General features: G+C 70.3%; 16 protein-coding genes. 8 read left to right on the forward strand and 8 right to left on the reverse strand.

The features are described from left to right. Positions 1-7 precede the first annotated feature (7 nt). The 6 genes from ACFT32_RS32135 to ACFT32_RS32160 all read right to left on the reverse strand — a co-directional run bounded on the left by ACFT32_RS32135 (position 8) and on the right by ACFT32_RS32160 (position 7,978). On the reverse strand, positions 8-1,432 hold the full coding sequence (locus ACFT32_RS32135; RefSeq protein WP_382496296.1) for a Gfo/Idh/MocA family protein: 1,425 nt from the start codon (positions 1,430-1,432) through the stop codon (positions 8-10). A 170-nt stretch (positions 1,433-1,602) separates the two neighbouring features. Continuing rightward, positions 1,603-3,255 carry a family 43 glycosylhydrolase gene (locus ACFT32_RS32140; RefSeq protein ID WP_382496297.1) on the reverse strand — a complete coding sequence of 551 codons (1,653 nt, stop codon included), beginning with the start codon at positions 3,253-3,255 and terminating at the stop codon, positions 1,603-1,605. 89 nt (positions 3,256-3,344) lie between these two features. Next, positions 3,345-4,262 carry a carbohydrate ABC transporter permease gene (locus ACFT32_RS32145; RefSeq protein ID WP_382496298.1) on the reverse strand — a complete coding sequence of 306 codons (918 nt, stop codon included), beginning with the start codon at positions 4,260-4,262 and terminating at the stop codon, positions 3,345-3,347. Continuing rightward, complete coding sequence (locus ACFT32_RS32150; RefSeq protein ID WP_382496300.1) at positions 4,262-5,146, reverse strand: carbohydrate ABC transporter permease; 885 nt, start codon at positions 5,144-5,146, stop codon at positions 4,262-4,264. The genes ACFT32_RS32145 and ACFT32_RS32150 overlap by 1 nt, the downstream gene beginning before the upstream one ends. A gap of 8 nt (positions 5,147-5,154) precedes the next feature. Next, on the reverse strand, positions 5,155-6,492 hold the full coding sequence (locus ACFT32_RS32155) for an ABC transporter substrate-binding protein (protein ID WP_382496302.1): 1,338 nt from the start codon (positions 6,490-6,492) through the stop codon (positions 5,155-5,157). Positions 6,493-6,889: 397 nt separating this feature from the next. After that, entirely contained in the window at positions 6,890-7,978 is a 1,089-nt protein-coding gene (locus ACFT32_RS32160; RefSeq protein ID WP_382496303.1) for a LacI family DNA-binding transcriptional regulator, read from the reverse strand. A gap of 320 nt (positions 7,979-8,298) precedes the next feature. Here ACFT32_RS32160 and ACFT32_RS32165 point away from each other — a divergent pair, with 320 nt between their 5' ends. Beyond that, the gene (locus ACFT32_RS32165) at positions 8,299-8,856 is read left to right on the forward strand and encodes a hypothetical protein (protein WP_382496305.1); all 558 of its coding nucleotides are present in this window, start codon (positions 8,299-8,301) and stop codon (positions 8,854-8,856) included. A 199-nt stretch (positions 8,857-9,055) separates the two neighbouring features. Here the strand turns inward: ACFT32_RS32165 and ACFT32_RS32170 are convergent, their stop codons facing one another. Then, entirely contained in the window at positions 9,056-10,069 is a 1,014-nt protein-coding gene (locus ACFT32_RS32170) for a hydroxyacid dehydrogenase (protein WP_382496307.1), read from the reverse strand. Positions 10,070-10,691: 622 nt separating this feature from the next. Between ACFT32_RS32170 and ACFT32_RS32175 the strand changes: the two genes are divergently transcribed. From ACFT32_RS32175 to ACFT32_RS32205, 7 genes are all read left to right on the forward strand, one after another. Then, positions 10,692-12,038: an extracellular solute-binding protein gene (locus ACFT32_RS32175; protein ID WP_382496309.1), complete on the forward strand. Its 1,347-nt coding sequence runs from the start codon at positions 10,692-10,694 to the stop codon at positions 12,036-12,038. After that, complete coding sequence (locus ACFT32_RS32180) at positions 12,035-13,030, forward strand: carbohydrate ABC transporter permease (protein WP_382496311.1); 996 nt, start codon at positions 12,035-12,037, stop codon at positions 13,028-13,030. Before ACFT32_RS32175 ends, ACFT32_RS32180 begins: the two co-directional genes overlap by 4 nt. Next, positions 13,027-13,890 carry a carbohydrate ABC transporter permease gene (locus tag ACFT32_RS32185; RefSeq protein WP_382496312.1) on the forward strand — a complete coding sequence of 288 codons (864 nt, stop codon included), beginning with the start codon at positions 13,027-13,029 and terminating at the stop codon, positions 13,888-13,890. Before ACFT32_RS32180 ends, ACFT32_RS32185 begins: the two co-directional genes overlap by 4 nt. A 41-nt stretch (positions 13,891-13,931) precedes the next feature. Beyond that, entirely contained in the window at positions 13,932-15,452 is a 1,521-nt protein-coding gene (locus ACFT32_RS32190) for a glycosyl hydrolase family 28 protein (protein WP_382496314.1), read from the forward strand. Continuing rightward, positions 15,449-18,793, forward strand: coding sequence for an alginate lyase family protein (locus ACFT32_RS32195; protein WP_382496316.1), 3,345 nt, complete (start codon positions 15,449-15,451; stop codon positions 18,791-18,793). Before ACFT32_RS32190 ends, ACFT32_RS32195 begins: the two co-directional genes overlap by 4 nt. Positions 18,794-18,820: 27 nt before the next feature. Next, the gene (locus ACFT32_RS32200; protein WP_382496318.1) at positions 18,821-20,062 is read left to right on the forward strand and encodes an alginate lyase family protein; all 1,242 of its coding nucleotides are present in this window, start codon (positions 18,821-18,823) and stop codon (positions 20,060-20,062) included. Positions 20,063-20,154: 92 nt separating this feature from the next. Continuing rightward, a complete protein-coding gene (locus ACFT32_RS32205; RefSeq protein ID WP_382496320.1) occupies positions 20,155-21,759 on the forward strand; it encodes a carboxylesterase/lipase family protein in 1,605 nt (534 codons plus the stop codon). Here ACFT32_RS32205 and ACFT32_RS32210 read toward each other — a convergent pair. Further along, on the reverse strand, positions 21,641-23,485 hold the full coding sequence (locus ACFT32_RS32210; protein ID WP_382496322.1) for a glycoside hydrolase family 127 protein: 1,845 nt from the start codon (positions 23,483-23,485) through the stop codon (positions 21,641-21,643). The two genes, ACFT32_RS32205 and ACFT32_RS32210, sit on opposite strands and share 119 nt — an antisense overlap. Between the last annotated feature and the right edge of the window lie 130 nt (positions 23,486-23,615).

Genomic DNA, 23,615 nt, shown 5'->3' on the forward strand with positions numbered 1-23,615 from the left:
GCTCGCGTCAGCGGACGGGCGGCATGTCCGTGGGGCTGGAGTCGAGGCCGGGCCTCTTGCCGGCCCAGGCGCCACGGGTGAAGTCCGGGATCTCGACCGGACGGCCGTTCCTCGCCAGGGACGCGGCGCTCAGCGGGACCGCCGAGCACCAGGCGGCCGAGTCGTACACGTCGATGTCGGGCACCAGCCCCGCGCGCATCAGCTGGACGGTGCGCCACTGCAGGACGTAGTCCATCCCGCCGTGACCGCCGTTGTTCGCGGCGTCGTCACCGACCTTGCGCCACAGCCAGTGGTCGTACTCCTTGCGGTAGTCGGCGAAGTCGCGCCAGGTGTGGCCGCCGTGGTCCGGTTCGAGATAGACGCGCGCGCCGGTCGGAGTGGGCCCGGTGTAGTCCTCGACGATCCCGCGGCTCCCGGCGAGGCTGTTGATCCTGCTGTACGGCCGGGGTGAACTCACCTCGTGCTCGGCCCGGATGATCCTGCCCTTGTCGGTCTCGACGATGCAGGTGACCAGGTCGCCGTTGATGTACGTCTCCTTCCAGGACGGGTGGTCGCGGGGGACGTAGCGTTCGCGGTAGTCGGCCAGTCCCTTCGGGGCGGTCGCGGTGGCGGCGAGGGTGGTCATCCGGTCGCCGCGGTTGATGTCCATGGCCGCCGCGATCGGGGCCAGTCCGTGCATGGGGTAGAGGGACGCGGTGCTGCGGGTGTGCCACAGGCGCCGCCAGGAGTCGGTGTAGTACGTGTCGGAGAACAGGAGTTCACGCAGGTCGTGGAGGTAGCCGCCATGGCCGTTGGTGATGTCTCCGAACACGCCGGCGTGCGCCATTCTCAGCATGGCCAGTTCGTTGCGGCCGTAGCTGCAGTTCTCGGCGAGGAGCAGGTGTCTGCGGGTGCGCTCGGAGGTGTCGACCAGGTCCCACAGCTGGCGCAGTTCGGTCGCCACGGGGAGTTCCACCACGGCGTGCCTGCCGCTCAGCAGGGCGGCTCTGCCGTGCTCGTAGTGGAACTCCCAGGGCGTGGCGACGTACACCAGGTCGATGTCGTCGCGCCGGAGCATCCGGGCGTAGGCGTCGGCTGATCCGCCGTATTCGGCGGGGCGGGGCTCGCCCTTGCTCACCAGCCGGTCGGCGGCGCGGCGCGCCCGGTCGGCCCGGATGTCGCAGACGGCGGTCACGGTGCAGCCGGGCACGGCCGCCCAGCCCTCGACCATGCCTCCGCCACGGTTGCCGAGTCCGATGACCCCGACGCGGACGGTTCTGTGGGCCTCGAACGGCACGCCGATCATCGACTTCTGTCCGGGGCGGCGGCGTGGCGCCTGCCCGGTCGCGGCGGCCGCGTCCGGGGCCGCGGTGGTCATCCCGGCCGCGAGCGCACCGGTGGCGACGGCTCCGCCCAGGAGCAGTCGGCGTGAGACAGCGGGTGTTTCGGACATGACGGCAACACTCCTCGATGGGGTCGATGCATCACTGCCGGGGCACTGTCGGGCCTGTCGGGGCATGACTCTGCGGGCTTCGACAGTTACATGTCAATACGTGCTCGATAGGAAGCAGTTCCGAGCAGGATCGAGCATCGCTTGTCGAAACCCCGAACGCGCCGACGCCCTCAGCCGGATACGCAGGTCAGCCGGAACCCCGTGAAGTCCGCCGTGAACGCCGCGTCGACGAGGTCCCGGGCGTGGATGCCCGCCATCGCCCCGGTGAAGCGCAGCCGGGAGCCGTGGTCGTCGGACAGCCGGCTGAAGTCCAGGGCCGGTCCGACCGCCGTGCGCACTCCGTCCCGTACGAACCAGAAACGGGCGTCGGCACCCTCGACCGTCACTCCCAGCGTCACCGGCGCGTCGTCCGGCAACTCCACGACGGCGACCTGCCGCACGCCGTCCTCGTCGCGCTCCACGAGGCTCAGCACCCTCCGACCCCCCTCGCCCCATTGCTGCCCGCGCTGCGGCTCCCCCTCCGGCTCCGCCCAGGTCAGGTCCAGGCTGAGATACGCCTCGGCGCTGTACCAGAGCACCAGCCCCGCGGCCTGGGTGAAGGTCACCGGCCGTGCCTCGACGGTGACTTCGGCCTCCGCGCGGTGCTCGGTGACGCGCTGCGCCAGCAGGCTGGTCGCCCAGCGGGACTCCGGCCCGTGCCGGCCGCGCAGCCGGATCCGGCCCGGGCGTGCCGTCGTGTCGGCCCAGGACGGGTCCGGCGCTTCGCGCAGGGTGCTCCAGGGCCAGGACAAGTCATCGGGCCGGGCGGTGGGAGGCATCGGCACCGGGTGGGCCGGCAGCGGGTGCGGCCGGTCGGAGAGTGGCTGCGGCCGGTCGGAGACTGGTTGCGGCCGGGTCGGCGCCTCGACGTCGACCGCCGGGTGCCAACCGCCCTGCCGCAGCCGGGGCCAGCCTTCCGCGTCCCAGGTCACCGCCTGGATCGCGGTCTCCCGGCCGAGCGTGCAGCGACGGCCCCGCGGAGTGTCCAGCGGACGGGCCGTCAGATGGCTGAGCAGCCACTGCCCGTCCGGCGTCTCGACCAGCTCGCCGTGCCCGGCCTTCTGCAACGGCACGCTCTCGTCGTCCCGTGTCGTCAGCAGCGGCCGGTCGTCGAGTACGTACGGCCCGGTCAGCTCCCGGCCGCGGGCCACCCGCACCCCGTGCTCCCAGCCCGTGCCGCCCTCCGCGAGCACCAGGTAGTACCAGCCGTCGCGCCGCAGCAGCTTCGGCCCCTCGATCAACCGGTCGTGCTGGAGCAGCAGACGGGTCTCGCCGACGGGGCGCAGCGTGCCCCGGTCCAGCTCGGTGACGACGATCCCCGCGAACCGCCGCCCTCCCGGCCGGTGGTCGTTCTGCAGGTTCAGCAGCCACAGCCGGCCGTCCTCGTGGAACAGGGCCGGATCGAAACCATGGCTCGCGACCCGGCGCGGTGCGCTCCACTCGCCGCCGACTTCGGTGGCCGTCGAGACGTACGTGTCGAGATCGAAGTACGGCGTGCCGACCGACCGTACGACGGTGTACGTCACCCAGAACCGCTCCCCGTCCCAGCTCAGCGACGGAGCCCAGATGCCGCCCGAGTCGGGCACCCCCGCCAGCGAGCCTCCGGGTGCCGCCCCCTCGACGTGCCCCGCGTACTCCCAGTGGGCCAGGTCGCGGGAGCGGTGGACCGGGATCGTCGGGAACCACTCGAAGGAGCTGGTCGCCACGTAGTACCAGCCGCCGACCCGGACCAGGGAAGGATCGGGCGCGAAGCCGCGGAGGACGGGGTTGTGCAGGACAGTCACGCGGAACTCCGGGAGGTCGGGCACCCGGGGGCCGCGGGGAGTCAGGTCACCCGCGGCCCCCAGGAGTCAGGGAGGAAGGACGGACGGGATCACTTGAGAGCGCCGAGCGTCACGCCCGTTCGCCAGTAGCGGCGCATCGCGACCATCATGATCGCCATCGGCACGATGGACAGCAGTGCGCCGGTCAGCACCAGACCGGTCAGGTCGATGCCGGACTCAAGACGCGTCCCGGTCCAGTTGTAGAGGCCGAGGTTGAGCGTCCAGTTCTCCTTGCCGCGCAGCACGGTCAGCGGCAGGAAGAAGGCGTTCCAGGTGTTCACGAAGGCCAGCAGGAACACCGTCGCCCCGCCCGTCGTCATCATCCGCAGCACGATGCTGAAGAAGATCCGCAACTCGCCGGCGCCGTCGATCCGGGCCGCCTCCAGCAGCTCGTAGGGGATCGTGGCCTCGGTGTACACCTTGGCCAGATACACGCTGAACGGGTTGATCAGGCAGGGGATCAGCATCGCCCACGGGGTGTCCACCATGCCGATCGCCGAGAACAGCAGATACAGCGGGAGCGTGAGCAGCGCGATCGGGATCAGGAACGAGCCCACGACACACGCGAAGATCGCGTTGCGGCCCGGGAAGTCGAAGCGGGCCAGTCCGTAACCGGTTGCGAGCGCGATCAGCGTGCCTCCGAGCGAGCCGACACCGGCGTAGAGCAACGAGTTGGCCGTCCACCGCAGGAAGATGCCGTCCTGGTACGTGAACACCTGGTGCAGGTTGTCCCACAGATGCCAGCCCGAGAACCACAGGCCGTTGCTCTGGTACAGCGCCGTGCGGTCCTTGGTCGCGGCGACGATCAGCCACCACACCGGGAACAGGCCGTACACGCTCGCCAGGACCAGCCCGACGAGGAGGAAGCGCTGACCGCCCCGCCCGCGCGAGGCCGGATCCGGACGGGACAGGCGCCGCACGCCCCGGACTTCGGGCCGCTCGGTGGCGGTCTGCTCGGTCAGCACCATCAGTCGGCCTCCTTCGAGGTGAGCCGGTAGAAGAGGAAGGAGGCCACGCCCAGGATCAGGGCGAGGAGCACGGACAGGGCGGCCGCGTAGTGGTAGTCGCCCGCGTTGAACGCCTGGTTGTAGATGATCATGATCGGGGTGAAGCTGTCGCTGACCGTCTGCGGAGTGATGTTCCGGAACAGCGCCGGCTCGTTGAAGATCTGCAGCATCTGGATGATCGACAGCAGTCCCGTCAGGATTAGCGCCCCGCGCACGAACGGGATCTTGATGCTGCGCGCGATCCGCAGCTCGGAGGCACCGTCCAGCCGGGCCGCCTCGAACAGCTCGCGCGGCACGCCCTGCAGCGCCGAGTAGATGATCACCATGTTGTAGCCGATGCCGTGCCAGGTCAGCAGGTTGCCGATGGACGGCCACACCATCGACGGCGCGAAGAAGTTCCAGTCGAGGCCGAGGGCCTTGCCGATCGGGGTGAGCGGACCGACGTCCGGGCTGTAGAGGTTGACCCACACGATCGCCGCGACCACGCCGGGGATCATGTACGGCACCAGCAGCAGGATCCGGAACCGGCTCGCCGCCCTGGAGGTGAGCGCGTCCAGGAACAGCGCCAGCAGGAGGCTGACGAGCAGCATGAACGGGATCTGGACACAGGCGAAGAGCACCACCCGCAGGATGGAGTTCATGAACGCCGAGTCGGTCAGGCCCTGCGTGTAGTTGTCGAGTCCGGCGAACTCCGTCGTCGCGCCGCCGAGGCCGAGCCCGGACTGCCTCTCCGTGAACAGCGACTCGTAGACGGCGTAGCCGATCGGGAGCAGATAGAGGAAGACGAAGCCGAGCAGGAAGGGCACCGTGAACGCGGCACCCTTCCAGCGCAGGGAGCGAATCATCGAATGCCCTAGCCCTTGACGCTGATACCGCGGGACTTCAGGTCCTTGACCGTCCACTCCTGCATGTGCGCGAGCAGGTCGGTGACCTTCTCCTGCTTGTTGACGACCTTGGCCCAGCCCGCCTGGAGCTCGGTGAACATCGCGGTCCAGTTCGGGCCGTAGGTCCAGTCGGTGGTGACCGTGCCCAGGCTGTCCGTCACGACCTTCTGCGCCGGCTCGTAGTTCTTTCCGAGCAGCTTCTGCGAGATCGACTCACCGACGTAGGAACCGCTGTCCTCGAGGGCCGGCATCACGCCGTTGCCGGTCTCCGGGCTCGCCATCGTCTTGACCGCGTCCTGGTTCGTCGACATCCACAGCGCCGCCTTCGCCGCCTGCTCCTGGTTCTCGCACTGCTTGGTCACCAGGGTCACGCTGCCGGTCAGGTTCGTGCCGGCCGGCGTCTTGGCCGCCTCGCCCTTGTATGTCGGCCAGGGCGCGAGGGCCCAGTCGCCGAAGGACTTGGTGAAGTTCTGCACCATGCCGGCCATCTGCCAGGTGGAGATCTGCCGGGTCGCGGTGGCGCCGGTGTCGTAACTGCGCTGCACGGCCGCGTAGTCGGCGAAGGACAGCTTGGCGTTCAGGTCGTTGTCGATGATCTCCTGGATCACCTTCGCGGCCTTGAGGGTGCCCTCGTCCTGGAAGTCCACCTTCCAGGCGTTGCCGTCGATCGCGTACCAGTGCGCCCCGGCCTGCATCGCGAGCACCTCCAGCGTGCTCGGGTCCTCGCCGGCATAGTTGGTGATCTTGATGCCGTGCTTCTTCAGCACCTTGCCCGCGGCGACGAAGTCGTCCCAGGTGGCCGGGGGCTTCAGGCCGTACTTCTGGAAGATGTCGGTGCGGTAGATCGTGAACTGCGGTGCCGAGCTGGTGGGAACGCCGTAGAGCTTGCCCTGCACCTGCGCGCTGGCCCAGGCGCCGGTGTTGAACTTGTCCTTCTCGCCCTCGACATACTGCGTGATGTCGGCGAGCGCGTCCTGCGACACCCAGCTGGTCACGTACTCGGCGGTGTTCTGCACCAGGCAGGGGGCGTTGCCGGCCTTCACCGCGTTGGTCAGCTGCTTCTGCATGGTCAGCTGGTCGGTGACCTTCGTGTACTTCAGCCGGATGTCCTTGTGCGAGGTGTTGAACGCCTTGACGACCGCCTCCTGGCCGTTGGCCCAGCCCCAGAAGGGGAGGGTGACCGGACCGGACTTCGACCCGGCGTCGTCGCCCGAGCCGGATCCGCCGCAGGCGGAGAGCAGACCTGTCAGCGCGATGCCCGCGACGGCGGCGGAGGCGAACCTTCTCCGGGGGCTGGTGAAGTTCATCTGACCGTGATCCTTCGGAATAGGACGTTCTCAGAACGAGAGGACGGCGGAGGGCGGCGGCTCGGTGGTGCCGGCCGGGAACGGCGGCCGGAATACCGTCGGCTCGCGGTTGCGGGGGGTCGGCCAAGCAGAAGCTGTAGTAAGCGGTTGCTGGGACGGTAGGCGGACGGATCCGCTCAGAGCAAGAGGTGCGCGTCAATTTGTTACGGCGGATCGCCCGGCGGGTTGCCGCCGGGCGTACGCCGCGCCCTCGCGTCGGGCTAGGTATACGTACAGGTCAAAGCGCTGGCAGGGGTGCCGGTCCGCGACGCGGCGGGCACGTCGACGCTCTCTGTGAAGGGCCGTAAAGTCTCTGGAAAACGGTTACGTAACGAAGGGGCCGACGCGGCGGTCAAGGTCAGACGCGTGTCGCCGGCGGCCGCACCGAGTTGCGGACCACGACATGCGTGCCCAGCACCAGATGGTCGCCGTCGGCGCTCTTGCGGCGGCCCGCGCCGCCCTCGCGCCGGTCGGCCACCGCGCGCAGCGCGACCCGGCCCATCTCCTCGTACGGCACGTGCACGGTGGTCAGTTGGGGTGTGAGCTGGGAGGCGAGCGGGATGTCGTCGTAGCCGACGATCGAGACGTCCTCCGGTACCCGCAGACCCGCCGCGCGCAGGGCCTGCGCGGCGCCCGCGGCGACCACGTCCGTCCCGGCGAGCACCGCGGTGAAGTCCGGTGTGTCGTGCAGGGCCGCCTCCACCGCTTCGTAGCCGTGCTCGTAGTCGTACGGGCCGTGCCGCACCATGCCCGGGTCGAAGGGCACGCCGTACGCCTCGAAGGCCCGCCGCGCCCCCTTCAACCTGCCCTGGGCGGTGGTCAGTTCGGCGTGGCCCGGCAGAACGAGGACACGTCGGTGGCCGGCCGACAGCAGGTGGCTGGCCATCGCGTGGGCGCCGCCCTCGTTGTCGTAGTCGACGGTCGTCGCCGGGACGTCGCCCTCCAGCGGGGGCCTGCCCACCAGGACCAGGTGCGAGCCGGCCGCGTCCAGGGAACGGGCGAAGCGGGCCATGCGCAGCTGGTACTCGTCGTAGTCGTAGGCGCCGCCGAGCAGGATCACGGCGGCCACGCCCTGCTGCCGCATGAGGTTCACCAGGGCCAGTTCGCGCTCCGGGTCGTCGCCGGTCGTGCCGACCAGGGAGAGCCAGCCGCGTAGCGTGGCGGCGCCCTCGACGCCCTTCGCGACGTGCGCGAACGCGGCGCCGGTGATGTTGTTGATGAGGATCGCCACCGTCGGTGTGCCGCCGCCGGCGAGGGAGCGGGCGTGGGCGTTGGTGACGTAGTCCAGGTCCCGGACCACCTTCATCACCCGGCGGCGCAGCTCCTCCGACACCGGGTAGTTGCCGGACAGCACCCGCGAGACGCTGGCCACGGAGACGCCCGCGCGCTCCGCGACATCGCGGATGGTCGCCCGGCCGGCGTCACTCGTCGCCTTGCGCTGACTCACCCCTGCGGCTCCTTCACGGTAGTGGTCCGGCCTGTTGCCGTCCGGCCTGTGGCGGGCCCGGCCGCGCCGACTGCGGCGGTCGTGCCGACGCCGTGCGGAAACCGTATCCCATCGTTACTCAAGTGCCCGAGGGCCTGTGGACAACGGTTGAACGCGCCTGCCCGGCATGACGTGTGCCGGAATCGCACGCCGCGCGGTGACGACTCGTGTCGCGTTCTCACGGCGCTGGTCACCGGGCCGTGACGCGGTCTGTGGCGGCGCTCCTCCGGCAGGCACACTGAGTGGCGGTACGGAAGCGCCGGCGGCACGGGGGAGGCGCGATGGACTCGGCTGTGGCGGGCCTGCTGGTGGCAGTTGTGGGCGTGGGCGGCACGCTGGGGTCGGCGTGGCTGACCCAGCGCCGCGGGGACGTGTCCCGCCGCGAGGAGTGGGAACGGCTCGAAGGGACGCGCCGCGCCGAGGTCGCCGCCCGGCTCGTGGAGTCGGGCCGGGAGACCCGCAGAGCGGCGTACACGGAGTTCAACGCGGCCGCCCGCCACTATCTGGCGACGCTCAACGACCACTCCCACGTCCTGCGCATCGGGTACGACCCGCAGGAGTCGCTGGCCGCGGTCGAGGCGGCCCGTGTGGACTACCGTCGCCGCTACGCCGAGGCCCAGATGATCGTGCCGGACAGCGTGCTGACAGAGGTGAAGCGGGTCGACAGCGACCTGAATTCCGTCTACGGCGTCCTGGCCCGCCTGACCCGTGGCACCACACGCGAAGGCGACGACATCGAGGGCGTGCGGGATGCGATCAGGCAGGGCTGGCAGGACCTGTCCAGGATGCGCACCGCGATGCGTGAGGACCTGGGAGTGACCGGGCCGTCCCCGGACTGAGGCTGCTTCGGGCGACGACTTGTCCGACGCCGAGATCCTTCCTGGTCGCCCGGTTGCCCCACCGTCGACGCCCGGCCGGATCGCGCGCGGGTTCCCTGCCGCGTCGCCGAAAGGCTCACCCGTCATGGCGTGACCGCCGGGGAAGGGGGCCGGTCCCGCCCGGCCTGCTCTGAGTCCGGACCGCCCGCCCGCCACGGCGTCACGCCACCCGTGCCAGATCCGACCGTCGCACCTCGTGGACCGGCGGCGCGCCCGCCACCAGGCGTTCCAGTTCCTCCACCACGATGTGGCCGAGCCGCTCCAGTTCGTTGCCCAGGGAGCCCGCGATGTGCGGGGTGAGGAACACGTTGGGCAGTCGGTACAGCGGCGAGCCGGCGGGCAGCGGCTCCGGGTCGGTGACGTCGAGGACCGCGCTGAGCCGGCCCGAGAGCAGCTCACCGGTGAGCGCCTCGTGGTCGACCAGCGCACCCCGGGCGGTGTTGATGAGCACGCCCCCGTCCCGCATCAGGGCGAGCCGGTCGCGGTCGAGCATGTGGTGGGTCTCGGGGATGTCGGGGGCGTGCAGGCTCACGATGTCGCTGCGTCTGAGCAGGTCCTCCAGCGACAGCGACTCGGCACCGAGCGCGGCGGCCTCGGCCGGGCTCACATACGGGTCGTGCAGCAGGACGGTGAGATCGAACGGCCGCAGCAGCTCCAGCAGCCGACGGCCCACACGGGACGCCCCGATGACCCCGACGCGGCGCCCGAGGTTGCCGGTCGCGGCGGTCTCGGCGGGGCCCGGGTAGGCATGGGTGCTGCGGAAGTGCTCGCGGTGGTCGAAGGCGTCCTTGCCCACCAGCAGGATCATCGCGAGCGTGTACTCCGCGACGGGCAGGGCGTTGCCCGTCACCGCGCTGGAGACGGTCACCCCGCGTTCCCACAGGGCCTCACCGACCAGGGAGCGGACGGAGCCGGCCGCGTGCAGCACGGCGTCGAGTTTCGGGACCGCCGCGAGGACACCGGCGTCCAGGTGCGGGCAGCCCCAGCCGGTGATCAGCACCTCGGCGGAGGCCAGGGCACCGGCCGCGGCCGGATCGGCGAAGTCCCGCACCACCAACCCGGGGTCGATGTCGGCCGTGCGCCTCAGTCGCTCCATCAGCGGCGGAGGGAAGAGCAGCGGGAGGTGCACCGGGTCCATCGCGAAGACGGTCCGCGGCAGCTGAGGGCTGGGCATGACTCTCCTGGAGCAGAGGGGGGAGGGCGGAAACAGATTCAGAACGGAAACGGTTTCAGAAAGCGTCTTCTACCGTAGATCCGCCGGGAAGCGGCGGTCAATCGGCTGGGCGGGGATGACGGCGGGAGGCGCCGGTTCGGCGCAACGCCCTTGATGAGCGCAGGTTGTGGCGCGATGGGAGAGGGCGAGGTCGGTGGGGTGGGGGAGTCGGGCCGGGTGTGGCCGGGCGGATCGGGTCGAGAGGGATCCCTCCGGGAGGCCCGGCAGGAGGCCTGACCGTGGAAATCGATTACTGCGGTTTCGGTGGGGGAGGGCGGAGCCTGTGCGGCCGCTGTCGAGATCTCGGTGCCCGGGCGGTCCGCTCGGCAACCGGTTCCCCGGTTGTTGCCAAAGTCGAGCGCGGAGACGTCCCTGGTCATGCCGGTCGGGGCACTCTCCGATGGCTTGATCACGCCGACCGAAAACAGGTCTGACCCGCCCTCGAGCTGATGACGCCGAGGTTACACAGTCTTTTCGAAAATTCGTCAAGGGCCTTGACGCGCCCTGCCGACCGGAAGAAGCTCTGCCCCACGCACAACAACCGGTTGCCAAGTCACCGGAACCGCAAGGAGGTGGTGCGTTCATGCACCCACGTGCTGGTGCTTCCCTGAGCCGCCGCCGATTCCTCGCCCTCTCGGCAGCGGGTGCCGCGACCGGCGCGGCGAGCCTGAGCGGCTGCGCGATGCAGGTCTCCAGCGGCGTCAGCGGCGGCGAGACCGTCACGCTGATGGCCAAGCCCGACGACCTCTCCCCGGAGCTGGTCCAACAGGCCCAGAAGGACATCGGCGTCAAGATCGTCACGGTGCGGTACGACATCACCAAGCTCATCGGGATGATGACCAACGGCGCCCCGCCCGACCTGGTGCGCGGTGTCGGAGCCACGGACGCGCCCTACTTCGCGGCGCGGGACGTCATGGAGGACCTGGACCCCTACTTCGCCCGGAGCAGCGTCCTCAAGGCCGGCGACCTGGACCCCGTCAACGACCTGTGGCGCTTCGACGGACGCACCCAGGGCAAGGGCCCCCGCTACGGCATGGCGAAGGACTTCTCCCAGGACTCCATGTTCTGGTACAACACGGCCCTCTTCGACGACGCGGGCGTCGACTACCCGCCGGAGATGGAGCCGGTCACCTTCGAGGAGTGGCTGGAGAACGCCAAGCGGCTGACGCGGCGCAAGAGCGGCCAGACGACCGTCTTCGGCGGCAGCTACAACGGTGTGCTCACGCCCAACCTGCTGGCGAGCCTCACTGTGGCGGCCGGAGGCAGCCTCTTCACCGACGACTTCTCCCGCGTCGACTTCACCACCCCCGAGGCCCGCAAGGCACTGAACTGGTACATCGAGTACGGCAGGGCCAGGGTCGGCCCCAGCATCGTCCAGCCCGACCCCAACGCCTGGGACGGGCCCACCTTCCAGGCGAACCGCATGGCCATGTCGAACTCCGGCTACTGGCTCGGCGGGCTGATCAACTCCGACAAGAAGCTGGCGCCGCACGCCCGCCTCGCTCCGGCCCCGGTGTTCGAGGGCGGCCGGCGGGTCAGCCCCTGTCAGGCGGGGACCGGCCTGTGGATGCCGAAGAAGGCGAAGAACAAGGACGCCGCCTGGCGGGTCTTCGAATGGTTCCTCGGCGAGGGACCGGCCAAGGCCCGTGCCGCCGGCGGCTGGGGCATCCCCACCCTGAAGTCCCTGCGCCCGCTGATGCCCGGCCAGGAGGACTACCAGAAACGGGTGCTGAAGGTGCAGAACGCCGAGCTGAAGCACTTCTCGGTGATCGCCTACACCCCCTACGCCACGGCGGACTCCCTCTACGCCCTGTTCAACCAGGAGGCCCCGGCCGCGATGAACGGCCGCATGTCCGTCGACGCCCTGGCCGGCCGTCTGAACTCGGTCATGAACGAGCAGCTGAAGCGCGGTAAGGAGCAGGTGGGATGACGGTCGACCAGATACCCGCCACGGGGCGGCCCGGCCCGGCCGCGCGCGCCGACCGCACGACACCGGACCGGCGGCCCCGGATCTCCATGACGGCGCGCAGGCATCGCGCTTTCTACCTGTTCACCTCGCCCTGGATCATCGGTTTCCTGCTGCTGACCGTCGTACCGATGGCGTACGCGCTGTGGCTGAGCTTCACCACCTACGACGGCATCTCACCGCACTGGAGCTATGTCGGCCTCGGCAACTACACCGAGCTGTTCTCCGACCCGCAGACCTGGAACTCCCTGGGCCGCACGGCCCTGTTCGCCCTCACCTCGGTGCCGCTGTCGATCATCGCCGGGCTGGGGCTCGCCGTCCTGGTGAACCGGCCGATCAGGGCGCGCGGTCTGTTCCGCACCCTGCTCTATCTGCCGGCCGTGGTGCCCCCGGTCGGCGTGGGTCTCACCTTCAAGGCGCTCTTCGACCAGAACTCCGGTGCAGCCAACGGCGTCATCACCCTCTTCGGCTTCGACGCGCTCGGCTGGCTCGCCGACCCCTACGCCCGCTACGTGCTGCTGATGAGCGTGCTGTGGGCCGCCGGAAACGTCATGATCATCTCGCTGGCCGGGCTCCAGGACGTGCCCCGCGAACTGCACGAGGCCGCCCGCATCGACGGGGCGAGCGCCTGGCGGACCTTCCGCAGCATCACCGTGCCGCTGCTGTCGCCGGTCCTGCTCTTCCAGACGGTGACGGGAGTGATCGCCTCGGTGCAGACCATCATGCCGCTGCTGCTCTCCCCGGACGGCACGACCGCCGGCGTCACCGCGCTGCCGCAGTCCAACTACCTCTACATGATGCATGTGTTCTCGCAGTACTTCGCGCTCGGCCGCTACGGCTACGCCTCCGCACTGCTGTGGGTGCTCTTCGTTCTGATCCTCATCGTGACCGGACTCATCTTCAGGTTCACGTCCGGCGTGGTGTTCTACAACGTCGACCCGGAGGCGAAGAAGTGACCGCCACCAGCCTGCCCCCGAACACCGCGCCCCGGGTGCGGGTGCGCGTCAACCGCCTTGTGCTCTACACGGTCCTCGTCGCCCTCACCGGGCTGTTCATCGGCCCCTTCGGCTGGCTGATCCTGTCCGGCCTGAAGACCCCGGCGGAACTGGCCGCCTCGCCCGTGCACTGGCTGCCCACCCACGTCCAGTGGCACAACTTCGCGGACGCCTTCAACCTCATCGACTTCCTCGGCTACGCCCGCAACTCCCTGGTCATCGCCCTGATCTACGCCACGCTCGTCACGCTCAGCTCGGCCTGGGTCGGCTTCGGCTTCGCCCGTCTGGACGCCCCCGGCAAGAAGACGCTGTTCGGCATCCTCATCGGCTCGATGATGCTGCCCCAGATGATCACCCTGCTGCCGACGTATCTGATCTTCGCGAAGCTCGGCATGGTCGACACGTACTGGCCGTGGGTGTTCTGGGGACTGGCCGCCGCTCCCTATCTGGTCTTCCTCTTCCGGCAGTTCTTCGCCGGACTGCCCCGCGAGCTGGAGGAGGCCGCGATCGTCGACGGCTGCGGCTACGGCACCATCTTCTGGCGGATCTTCCTGCCGCAGTCCTGGCCGGTGCTGTCCGCGAGCTTCGTGATCGCCTTCACCTGGTCCTGGGGCGACTACATCGCCCCGCAGCTGCTGCTCTCCACCGACAGGTCCACGCTGGCCGTCGCCGTGATGTCCACCTACGTCACCTCGGCCGGGACGCCCGTCGCCAATCTCCAGGCCGCCGCCTCCGTGATGTACGTCGTGCCGATCCTGCTGATCTTCCTCATCGCCCAGCGCGGCTTCGTCGCCGGCATGTCCACCACCGGCCTGAAGTGACCCCGGCCGTCTCCCGTCTTCGTACCGCCAAGGAGCTCACCATGACCCCGTCCCTGTCCCGCCGAGGCGCCCTCCAGGCGGCCGGCGCCACCGTCCTCGCCGCCGGGCTCACCCACCTCACGGCCACGACCGCCCGGGCGGACGACACGGCCGTCGCGCCGAAGCTGGTGACCTACCCCCGCCCGGCCGCCATGCCGACCAACACCAGCTTCAAGGTGCGGGTCCGCACGGCTCCCGACGGCGAGTGGCAGACGCTGGACATCTGGCGGCCCCAGCTCGGGGAGATCAACCCGACCACGGGGTCGAGCAAGATCTACAACTCGTCGCTGGCGTACTTCGACTTCCAGGGCTCCGTCGAGGTCGAGGTCACCTACCTCAAGGGCGGCACCACCAAGGTCCGCGTCAGACCGGACTCCTACGGCATCAAGCCCGAAGTGGGCGGCGACACGATCCGCTTCACGCTCGACAAACCGCGCAACATCGTCGTGCAGATCAACGACGACATCTTCGACGTCCTGCACCTCTTCGCCCGCGCGATCGAGAAGAAGATCCCCGCGCAGGACGACCCGAACGTCCTCTACTACGGCCCCGGCGTCCACACCACCGCCGACGGATATCTGAACGTCCCCTCCGGCAAGACCGTGTACCTCGACGGCGGCGCCGTCCTCAAGGCGACCGTCGTCTTCCGCAACGTGGAGCATGCCTCGATCGCGGGTCATGGCGTCCTCGCCGGGACGGCGGCGGGCGGTGCCCTCGTGGAGAACTCGCGGAACATCTCCATCGGCGCCGTCACCGTCCTCAACCCGAACGGCTACGCCGTCCAGCTCGGCGAGGCCACCGGCGTCACCATCAAGGGCCTCGGCTCCTTCAGCTCCAAGGGCTGGGGCGACGGCATCGACGTCTTCTGCAGCAGCAACGTCGTCATCGACGGCGTCTTCATGCGCAACTCCGACGACTGCATCGCCATCTACACCCACCGCTGGGAGTACTACGGCGACACGAGCAACATCACCGTCCGCAACTCCACCCTGTGGGCGGATGTCGCGCACCCCATCAACGTCGGTACGCACGGCAACACCGACAACCCCGAGGTACTGAAGAACCTCACCTTCAAGAACCTCGACATCTGCGACCACCGCGAGCCCCAGATGGGCTACCAGGGCTGTATCGCCCTCAACCCCGGCGACAGCAACCTGATCAAGAACGTGAAGGTCGACAACGTACGCGTCGAGGACTTCCGCTGGGGCCAGCTCATCCATATGCGGATCATGTACAACACGAAGTACAACACCTCGGTCGGACGCGGCATCCAGAACGTCTACGTCAAGGACCTCTCCTACACGGGCAAGCCGCTCGCCACCTGCCTGTTGCTCGGCTACGACGCCAAGCACGCCATCAAGGACGTCACGTTCGAGAACCTCGTCGTCAACGGCACGGTCATCGCCGACTCGATGAAGAAGCCGACCTGGTACCTCACCACCGACACCGTCCCGATGCACGCCAACGAGCACGTGCTGAACCTGAAGTTCCTCACCACCGCAGAGGCGGCCGCGGCGTCATGAGCACCAGCCCTCCGAGACCGATCGCTCCGAGCCGCCGGGGCTTCCTCGGCGGCGCGGCCGCCCTGCTGCTGGTGTCCGGCGCGAGCGGCCTGCTCGCGCCCGGCAGCGCCCGGGCCGCCACGGCCCGCCCCCGGGCGTTCACACACCCCGGACTGCTGCACAGTGCCGACGACCTGGCCCGGATGAAGGCGGCGGTCGCCGCCAAGGAAACTCCCATCTACGACGGTTACCTCGCCTTTTCCGCCCACGCGCGCTCCAAGTCCACGTACACCGTGCAGAACACCGGCCAGATCACCTCCTGGGGCCGGGGCCCCACCAACTTCCAGAACCAGGCCGTCGCCGACTCGGCCGCCGCCTACCAGACCGCGCTGATGTGGTGCCTCACGGGCGAGCGCGCCTACGCCGACAAGGCCCGGGACATCCTCAACGCCTGGTCGGCGTCCCTCACCGCCATCACCGGAGCGGACGGGCCTCTGGGCGCCGGTCTTCAGGCCTTCAAGTTCGTCAACGCGGCCGAATTGCTCCAGTACACCGGCTACGACGGCTGGGCGCAGGAGGACATCGCCCGTTGCAAGGAGTCGTTCCTGCGCGTCTGGTATCCGGCGATCTCCGGCTACATGCTCTACGCCAACGGAAACTGGGACCTCACCGCCGTCCAGTCCATCCTGGCCATCGGCGTGTTCTGCGAGGAGCCGGCCCTCTTCGAGGACGCTCTGCGCTTCGCCGCCGCCGGCGCGGGCAACGGCAGCGTCCCGCACCGTATCGTCACCGACGCGGGACAGGGCCAGGAGTCCGGCCGTGACCAGGGCCACGAGCAACTTGCCGTCGGCCTGCTCGCGGACGCCGCGCAGGTCGCCTGGAACCAGGGCGTCGACCTGTACGCCTTCGACGACAACCGGCTGCTGAAGAACGTCGAGTACGCCGCCCGCTACAACCTCGGCGGCGACGTCCCGTTCGTCCCCGACCTCGACCGCACCGGCAAGTACGTCAAGACGTCGGTCTCGGCCGTCGGACGCGGCACCCTGCCGCCGATCTACGAGATGGCGTACGCGCATTACGCCGGTGTCCGCCGCCTCGACACCCCCTACACCAAGGCGGCCGTCTTCCGTGGCACGGGCGGCGCCCGCGTTGTCGAGGGCAGCAACGACGACCTGCCCAGCTGGGGCACCCTCACCTTCGCCGGTACGAAGGCCCCGGCCCCGTCCGCGCCCACCGCCCCGGCCGGTGTCACGGCGGTCGGCGACGACGGGGCCGTCACCCTGGCCTGGCTGCCCTCGGCGTGGGCCGAGTCGTACACCGTCCTGCGGGCGAGCAGCGCCGACGGGCCGTTCGAGAAGATCGCCACCGGTGTCGGCAAGCCGACGTACACCGACCGCCGGGCCCGCCCGGGGCGCACCTCCTACTACACGGTGGTCGCCGTCAACTCCCAGGGCCGGAGCGGCGGTTCCGCCTGGGCGTCCGCGGTTCCCGGCCTGCCCGCCTCCTGGTCCACCCGGGACATCGGCGACGTCAGGATCCCGGGCTCGGCGGTCTTCGACGGTGAGCGGTTCGTGCTGGAGGCCTCCGGCACCGCCGACACCCACCGCCTGGCCCACCTGCCGCTGCGCGGCGACGGCACCATCACCGCGCGGATCGTGTGGCCGCTCAGCTCCCAGTACTCCAGGATCGGCGTCACCGTACGGGCCGGCCTGGACGCGGACGCGGCCCACGCCGCCATGCTGATCCAGGGCCTGCCGCTGCACACCTGGAGCGGTGTGTGGTCCGTACGGCCGAAGGCGGGGGCCGGGATCAAGGGCACCGGCAGTACGCCCGTGCCGCCGTCCCAGCAACAGACGATCACGACCGGCGCCGCCTTCCCGATCTCCTCCCTCGGCGAGCTGCCCGAGTCGGCCACCCCGCTCCAGGCCCCGTACGTCGAGGGCGCGGGCGACGGCTACCGGCTGCGCATGCCGTACTGGGTCCGGGTGACCCGCCGGGGCGACCGCTGCGCCGGCGCCATCTCCCCGGACGGCATCCACTGGACCGAAGTCGGGAGCAGTGAAGTCGAGTTGGGGAAGACCGTGCACGTCGGTCTCACCCTCACCTCCTGCCTCGGCGTCGACGCCGACTACGCCGACACCGGCACCGGCGCCTTCGACAACGTCAGCATCACCTTGCGTACGGGCGGTGACATCTGGTCCGTGCCGCGCCCGGCCCGGGCCGCCGGGGACCTGCGGGCCGTCGCCGGCGCCGACGCGGTCGAGCTGGCCTGGACCGACCCGGACCTCTCGGCCCGCTACAAGGTGCTGCGCCACACCTCCGCCAAGGGCCCGTTCGAGACGATCGCGACCGGCATCGGCCCCGTCGGCTTCGGCACCCGCGTCCGGTACGCCGACGCCACCGGCAAGCCCGGCACGACGTACCACTACGCCGTCGCGAAGACCAACAGCTCCGGGCGCGGGCCCCTCTCGGACCCGGCGAAGGCCACGATGCCGACGCCGTCCGCACCTCAACTCACCTCATCCGAAGCGGCGTTCGCCAACAAGGGTGTGCCCTTCCAGCACCTGCTGCGCGCCTCGCACGAGCCGGTCCGGTTCGCCGCGAAGGGACTCCCCGACGGCCTGCGCGTCGACAAGCGCACCGGCCTGATCTCAGGAACCCCCGCCCGGAGCGGCGAGTTCACCGTCGTCACGAGCGCGGGGAATGCCGGCGGAGACGCCACCGGCACCCTCACCCTGACGGTCGGCACCCCGCCGCCCGCGCCCTGGAGCTACGGCGACCTGGGCGATGTCATCCTCGACGGCCGCGCATACGGCACCCTCGGCGTGGTCGCCGTCCGGACCCCCGGCTCCACCGCCCACGAGGACGGGACCTTCGTGGTGCGGGGCGCCGGGACCGACCTCACCGTCAACAACCAGGGCATGACGGGCCAGTTCGTACGACGGCCCGTCAGCGGTGACTGCGAGGTCACCGTCCGCCTGGTCTCCCGCGCCGGAGCCACCGGCGACCGGGCCGGCCTGCTGATGGCCAAGTCCCTGTCGCCGTTCGACCAGGCGGCCGGGGCGATCGTCACCGGCGGCACGAGCGCCCAGCTGATGCTGCGCCCGACCGTCGCCGGAAAGTCCAGCTTCACGGGCAACGGGGCTGTCACCGCCCCCTGTCTGCTGCGGCTGAAGCGCACCGGGACGCACTTCACCGCATCCGCCTCGACCGACGGTGGCGCCACCTTCACCCCCCTCGCCGAGGGAGACCTCCCCGGCTTCGGTGACGCCCCCTACTACGTGGGCCTCGTGGTCTGCTCCCGCGACCCCCTGGCCCGCAGCACCACCGAGTTCGACGAGGTGAGCATCACCCCCAGGTAGCACTCCACCGATTGGAGAAGCCCCCACATGAGCCGCACTTCCCCCCACACGCACCACGAGGGCGGCCAGGTGAGCCGCCGCGGTCTGCTCAAGACCGCCGGCGGCCTCACCGCGGCCCTCGCCCTCGGCGCCGGCGCCACCACGGCGGACGCCGCCCCCGGCACCTTCACCCACCCCGGCATGCTCCACAACGCCGGCGACATCAACCGCGCCAAGGTCAGGGTCGCCGCGGGCACCGACCCCTGGCTGTCCGGCTGGAACAGGCTGACCGCCAACTCCCACTCCCAGTCCACCTGGAGCCCCCGGGCCACCGCCACGATCATCCGCGGCGGCACCGGACAGAACTACGGACTCCTCTACAACGACATCGCGGCCGCCTACCAGAACGCGCTGCGCTGGAAGGTCGGCGGCACCGAGGCCAACGCCCAGTGCGCCGCGCGGATCCTCAACGCCTGGGCGACGACCCTGACGACGGTCACCGGAAACGCCGACCGGTTCCTCGCCGCCGGCCTCTACGGCTGGCAGTTCGCCAACGCCGCAGAACTCATGCGGGACTACAGCGCCTTCGACCTCGCCGCCTTCCAGGAGATGATGGCCAAGGTCTTCTACCCGCTCAACAACCAGTTCCTGACCGGCCACAACGACGCCTGCATCACCAACTACTGGGCCAACTGGGACCTGTGCAACATGGCCTCCGTCCTGGCCATCGGCATCCTCAACAACGATGGCGCCAAGTACGACCAGGCCGTCGACTACTTCAAGAACGGCGCCGGAAACGGTTCCATCAAGAACGCCGTCCCGTTCCTGTACGGCAATGTCGAGGGCTACGACCTCGGCCAGTGGCAGGAGTCCGGCCGCGACCAGGGCCACACCGTCATGGGCATGGGCCAGATGGGCGCGATCTGCGAGATGGCCTGGAACCAGGGCGAGGACCTCTACTCGTACGACGGCCGCCGCTTCATGAAGGCCGCCCAGTACGTCGCCAAGTACAACCTGAACATGGACGTGCCCTTCACCACCTACAACTGGGGCAGCGGCCAGAACTGCTCCCCGCAGTCACAGACCGTGCCCGGCGCCGGGTCGCGCGGCCAGGTCCGCCCCGTGTGGGCGATGCTCCACTACCACTACGGCAGGCGCCTGCTCCTCGACGACAAGTACATCTCCCAGATGTGCTTCTCCGTCGCCCCCGAGGGCGGAGGGGGTGACTACGGCAGCGACAGCGGCGGCTACGACCAGCTCGGGTTCGGCACCCTGATGTACGCCAAATAGCCGTCGAACCGGCTCGTGCACCGGAATACCCGTGAGCGGTGTGGTGCTCTGGTGATACCGGTGCACGAGCTCGGCGAAGGGCTGGTGGGCGCATGACGGCAGGCCAGACGGATCCCGTGGTCAGGAGCCCGTACGGGGCCGTGCGCGGCAGGTACGAGCGGGGAGTCGCGGTCTTCCGCGGCATCCCCTACGCGGCACCCCCCTTCGGCCCCCGCCGCTTCCGCCCGCCCGTCCCCCTCCCGCCCTGGGACGGCGTCCGCGACGCCGGCGCCTTCGGCCCCACCCCGCCGAAGCCCCCGTACTCCGGCGCCTTCGCCCACTATCTGTCCGACCCGGTCGTGCCCGGCGACGACTGCCTCAACCTCAACGTCTGGACCCCCGAGCCGGCCCCCGGAGCCCGCCTCCCGGTACTCGTCTGGCTGCACGGCGGCGCCCTGACCAGGGGTTCCTCCGCCGTACCCGTCTACGACGGCCATGCCTTCGCCCGTGACGGCGTCGTCTGTGTCTCGGTCAACTACCGGCTGGGCGTCGAGGGCTACGGACTGTTCCCCGACACGCCCCCGAACCCCGGCCTGCGCGACCAGATCGCCGCTCTGACCTGGGTGTACGAGGCCATCGATGCCTTCGGCGGCGACCCCGGCCGCATCACCCTCGCCGGCCAGTCCGCCGGGGCGATCAGCATCGGGGCCCTCGTCGCCGCCCCGCAGACACAGGGGCTGGTCCGGCGGGCGGTCCTGCAGAGCGGGCCGCCCGAGGCGTCCGAGCGGGCCAAGGTACGGCGGATGGTGCGCCGTATGGCCACCCGGCTGAAGATCCCCGCCACCGCCGAGGCCTTCGCCGCCGTCGACCGCGACCTGCTGCTGAGCACCCAGGCCGAGGCGGGCAAGCTGAGCAGCCCCGTGGTCGGCGGCCCCGCCTTCGGCATCGTCATCGACGGCGACACCGTCCCGCGCGACCCCCTGGAGGCCCTCACCGAGGGCAGCGCGGCCCCCGGGGTCGAGCTGCTGACGGGCTGGACCCGGGACGAGTACCGGCTGTGGCTGGTCCCCGGCGGCCTCCTGGAACGCGTCGACCGCCTCGGCGCCGTCGCCCTGGCCGGTGCCATGGCCCGTTGCCACTGCGGCAGCGAGGTCCCGCGCGGCTACCGCGCCCTGCACCCCGAGGCGAGCACGGCGGACATCGTCGGCCAGCTCGTCACCGACCACCTCCTGCGCATCCCCCTGCACCACCTGGCCGACGCCCGGACGGAACCCTCGTACGTCTACGAATTCGCCTGGCCCTCGAACCTCCCCGACCTCGGCGCCTGCCACGCGCTGGAGCTGGGCTTCGTCTTCGACACCGGGGAGGTCCCCGAGTCCCGGAAACTGGCCGGTGAGGGCGCCCCGCAGGACCTGGCCGCCGCGATGCACACCGCGTGGGTGCGCTTCGCCACGGACGGCGACCCGGGCTGGGAACGCTGGGACGAGGCCCGTCCGGTGCGGGTCTTCGGAGACCGCGCACCGGATGCCGAGAACGGCGTGGCCTATACGGCGTACGGCCCCCGGGACCGTGAACTCGCCCTCTGGGCGAGCGACGCCGTCACTCCCGAGGAATCCACACTCGCATCGGTCCCTGCCGACGGTTCGCCCACACGCAGTACGGAACTGCGGTCAGCCGTACGGCGGCTCCGTCGCTCCGGCGCGCTCCGCCGGCACTGAGGAGCGTCACACCGCCCATCAGACCGGGCTCGTCCCGGGCCTCCAGCCGGGCCCCGTCCGGCAGCGTGAGGTCGTCGAAGCGGACACCGGGCTGCTGGTCGACGCCCTCCAGGCAGTACACCAGCGGACCCCGCTCGATCGCCACACAGCCCCGTACGGCGTCCACACGCGGGTCCGGGCGGGTCAGCCGGGCGTCGAGGTCCAGGTCCAGGGTGAACGTGTCGCCGGGTGCCCAGGGGCGGCGCAGCCGGAGCCAGCCGGGGGAGGCCTCGGCCGGTGCCGATCCGTCCGGTGCGGTCGCCGTGCGGCCCGTCGACCAGGAGGGGATGCGCAGCGACAGCGTCCACTCGGCGGCCTCGGGGGCTTCCTCGACGGTCACGCTGATCCGCCCGTGCCACGGATAGGCCGTCTCCACGCGGACCCGGCCCCCACCGGCCTCGTACACGCCCGTCGCGTACTGGTGCAGCTGGAGGCCGTCGGCGTCCCCGCTGGCCATGTAGTGGGGCAGCGAGGCCAGCAGCCGCATCACATTGGGCGGGCAGCAGGCGCAGCGGAACCAGGGCACGCGCCGGGCCGCCTTGTCGGCCTCGTTCGCGCCCTCGTACTCCTCGCGCACGAGGAGCGGGTTCACGTACAGCCAGCTCTCGCCGTCCAGGCCCGCACCGGACAGGAAACCGTTGTAGAGAGTCCGCTCCACGAGGTCCGAGTACTTCGCCTCGCCCGTCAGCAGCGCCATCCGCCAGGACCACTGGATCGACGCGATCGCCGCGCACGTCTCCGCGTAGGCCCGGTCCGGGGGCAGCTCGTACGGCTCCCCGAAGGCCTCGCCCTCGTGCCGGGAGCCGACACCGCCGGTGAGATACGTCTTGGAGGCGACCATGGCCTCCCACAGCCGCTCGGCCGTGGCCCGCAGCTCGGGATCGGCCGCTTCGGAGGCCAGGTCCGTGACGCCCGCGAGGAGATACAGCTGCCGCACGGCGTGGCCGGTGACCGACGTCGCCTCGCGTACCGGGGTGTGGTCCTGCCAGTAGGCCGGGCCCAGGTGCGGGTTGACGTCGGCGTCGAGCAGGCCGTGACCGCGCCGGTCCACGAAGGCGGAGGCCAGCTCCAGCCAGCGGCGCTCCCCGGTCTCCCGGTACAGCTCGACGAGGGCGGTCTCGATCTCGGGGTGGCCGCAGACGCCGTCGACCGTCGCGTCGATGTGTTCGGCGAACCGTACGGCGACGGTGAGGAGTTCGCGCCTGCCGGTCGCCCGGTGGTGGGCGACGGCGGCCTGGATCAGATGCCCCGCGCAGTACAGCTCGTGGCCCCAGCCGAGTTCAGTCCAGCGCTTCTCGGGGTGGGCGACCTGGTAGTGCGTCTGGAGGTAGCCGCCGGGTTCCTGGGCGGCGGCGAGGAGTTCGGTGAACTCGTCGACATGGGAAACCAGTCGACTGTCCCCGGGGTGCTCGGCGAGGTGCCAGGAGGCGGCCTCCAGCCACTTGTGGACGTCCGAGTCCTGGAACGGGAAATCGCCGCTGAACGTGCCGTCGCCGCCCGCGGCTGCCCTCAGGTTGGCCAGGTTCCCGGCCTCCTCCAGCTTCGCGGGCCCCTGCGGGATGCTCACCTCGGCGTTGGTTCTGCGCCGGGCGGCCCAGAATCCGTCGGTGATGCGGGCGGCGGTGGCGGGGCGCAGGGCGGTGTGCGCTCCGCCGGTGGGACGGATGGGGCCTTGGCCTGTGGTCATGCCTCCGCAGCATCGCACACACCCGGGCGGGTGTTCCGTGCGGCATGACGAGTGCGTGAGGTGGGCGTGAGCCGTCGCTGGGAGCGTGGGCCGTCGTCAAGGACAGTCTGGGAAAAGGGGATTCGCGTGA

Source organism: Streptomyces sp. NPDC057002, from assembly GCF_042673825.1.
Taxonomy (GTDB): Bacteria; Actinomycetota; Actinomycetes; order Streptomycetales; family Streptomycetaceae; genus Streptomyces.

Excerpts from the sequence above, each read along its gene's own strand:
- ACFT32_RS32135 (WP_382496296.1), bottom strand. The coding sequence starts at position 1,432 with ATGTCCGAAACACCCGCTGTCTCACGCCGACTGCTCCTGGGCGGAGCC.
- ACFT32_RS32145 (WP_382496298.1), bottom strand. The coding sequence starts at position 4,262 with ATGGTGCTGACCGAGCAGACCGCCACCGAGCGGCCCGAAGTCCGGGGC.
- ACFT32_RS32150 (WP_382496300.1), bottom strand. The coding sequence starts at position 5,146 with ATGATTCGCTCCCTGCGCTGGAAGGGTGCCGCGTTCACGGTGCCCTTC.
- ACFT32_RS32155 (WP_382496302.1), bottom strand. The coding sequence starts at position 6,492 with ATGAACTTCACCAGCCCCCGGAGAAGGTTCGCCTCCGCCGCCGTCGCG.
- ACFT32_RS32165 (WP_382496305.1), top strand. The coding sequence starts at position 8,299 with ATGGACTCGGCTGTGGCGGGCCTGCTGGTGGCAGTTGTGGGCGTGGGC.
- ACFT32_RS32170 (WP_382496307.1), bottom strand. The coding sequence starts at position 10,069 with ATGCCCAGCCCTCAGCTGCCGCGGACCGTCTTCGCGATGGACCCGGTG.
- ACFT32_RS32175 (WP_382496309.1), top strand. The coding sequence starts at position 10,692 with ATGCACCCACGTGCTGGTGCTTCCCTGAGCCGCCGCCGATTCCTCGCC.
- ACFT32_RS32180 (WP_382496311.1), top strand. The coding sequence starts at position 12,035 with ATGACGGTCGACCAGATACCCGCCACGGGGCGGCCCGGCCCGGCCGCG.
- ACFT32_RS32190 (WP_382496314.1), top strand. The coding sequence starts at position 13,932 with ATGACCCCGTCCCTGTCCCGCCGAGGCGCCCTCCAGGCGGCCGGCGCC.
- ACFT32_RS32195 (WP_382496316.1), top strand. The coding sequence starts at position 15,449 with ATGAGCACCAGCCCTCCGAGACCGATCGCTCCGAGCCGCCGGGGCTTC.
- ACFT32_RS32200 (WP_382496318.1), top strand. The coding sequence starts at position 18,821 with ATGAGCCGCACTTCCCCCCACACGCACCACGAGGGCGGCCAGGTGAGC.
- ACFT32_RS32205 (WP_382496320.1), top strand. The coding sequence starts at position 20,155 with ATGACGGCAGGCCAGACGGATCCCGTGGTCAGGAGCCCGTACGGGGCC.
- ACFT32_RS32210 (WP_382496322.1), bottom strand. The coding sequence starts at position 23,485 with ATGACCACAGGCCAAGGCCCCATCCGTCCCACCGGCGGAGCGCACACC.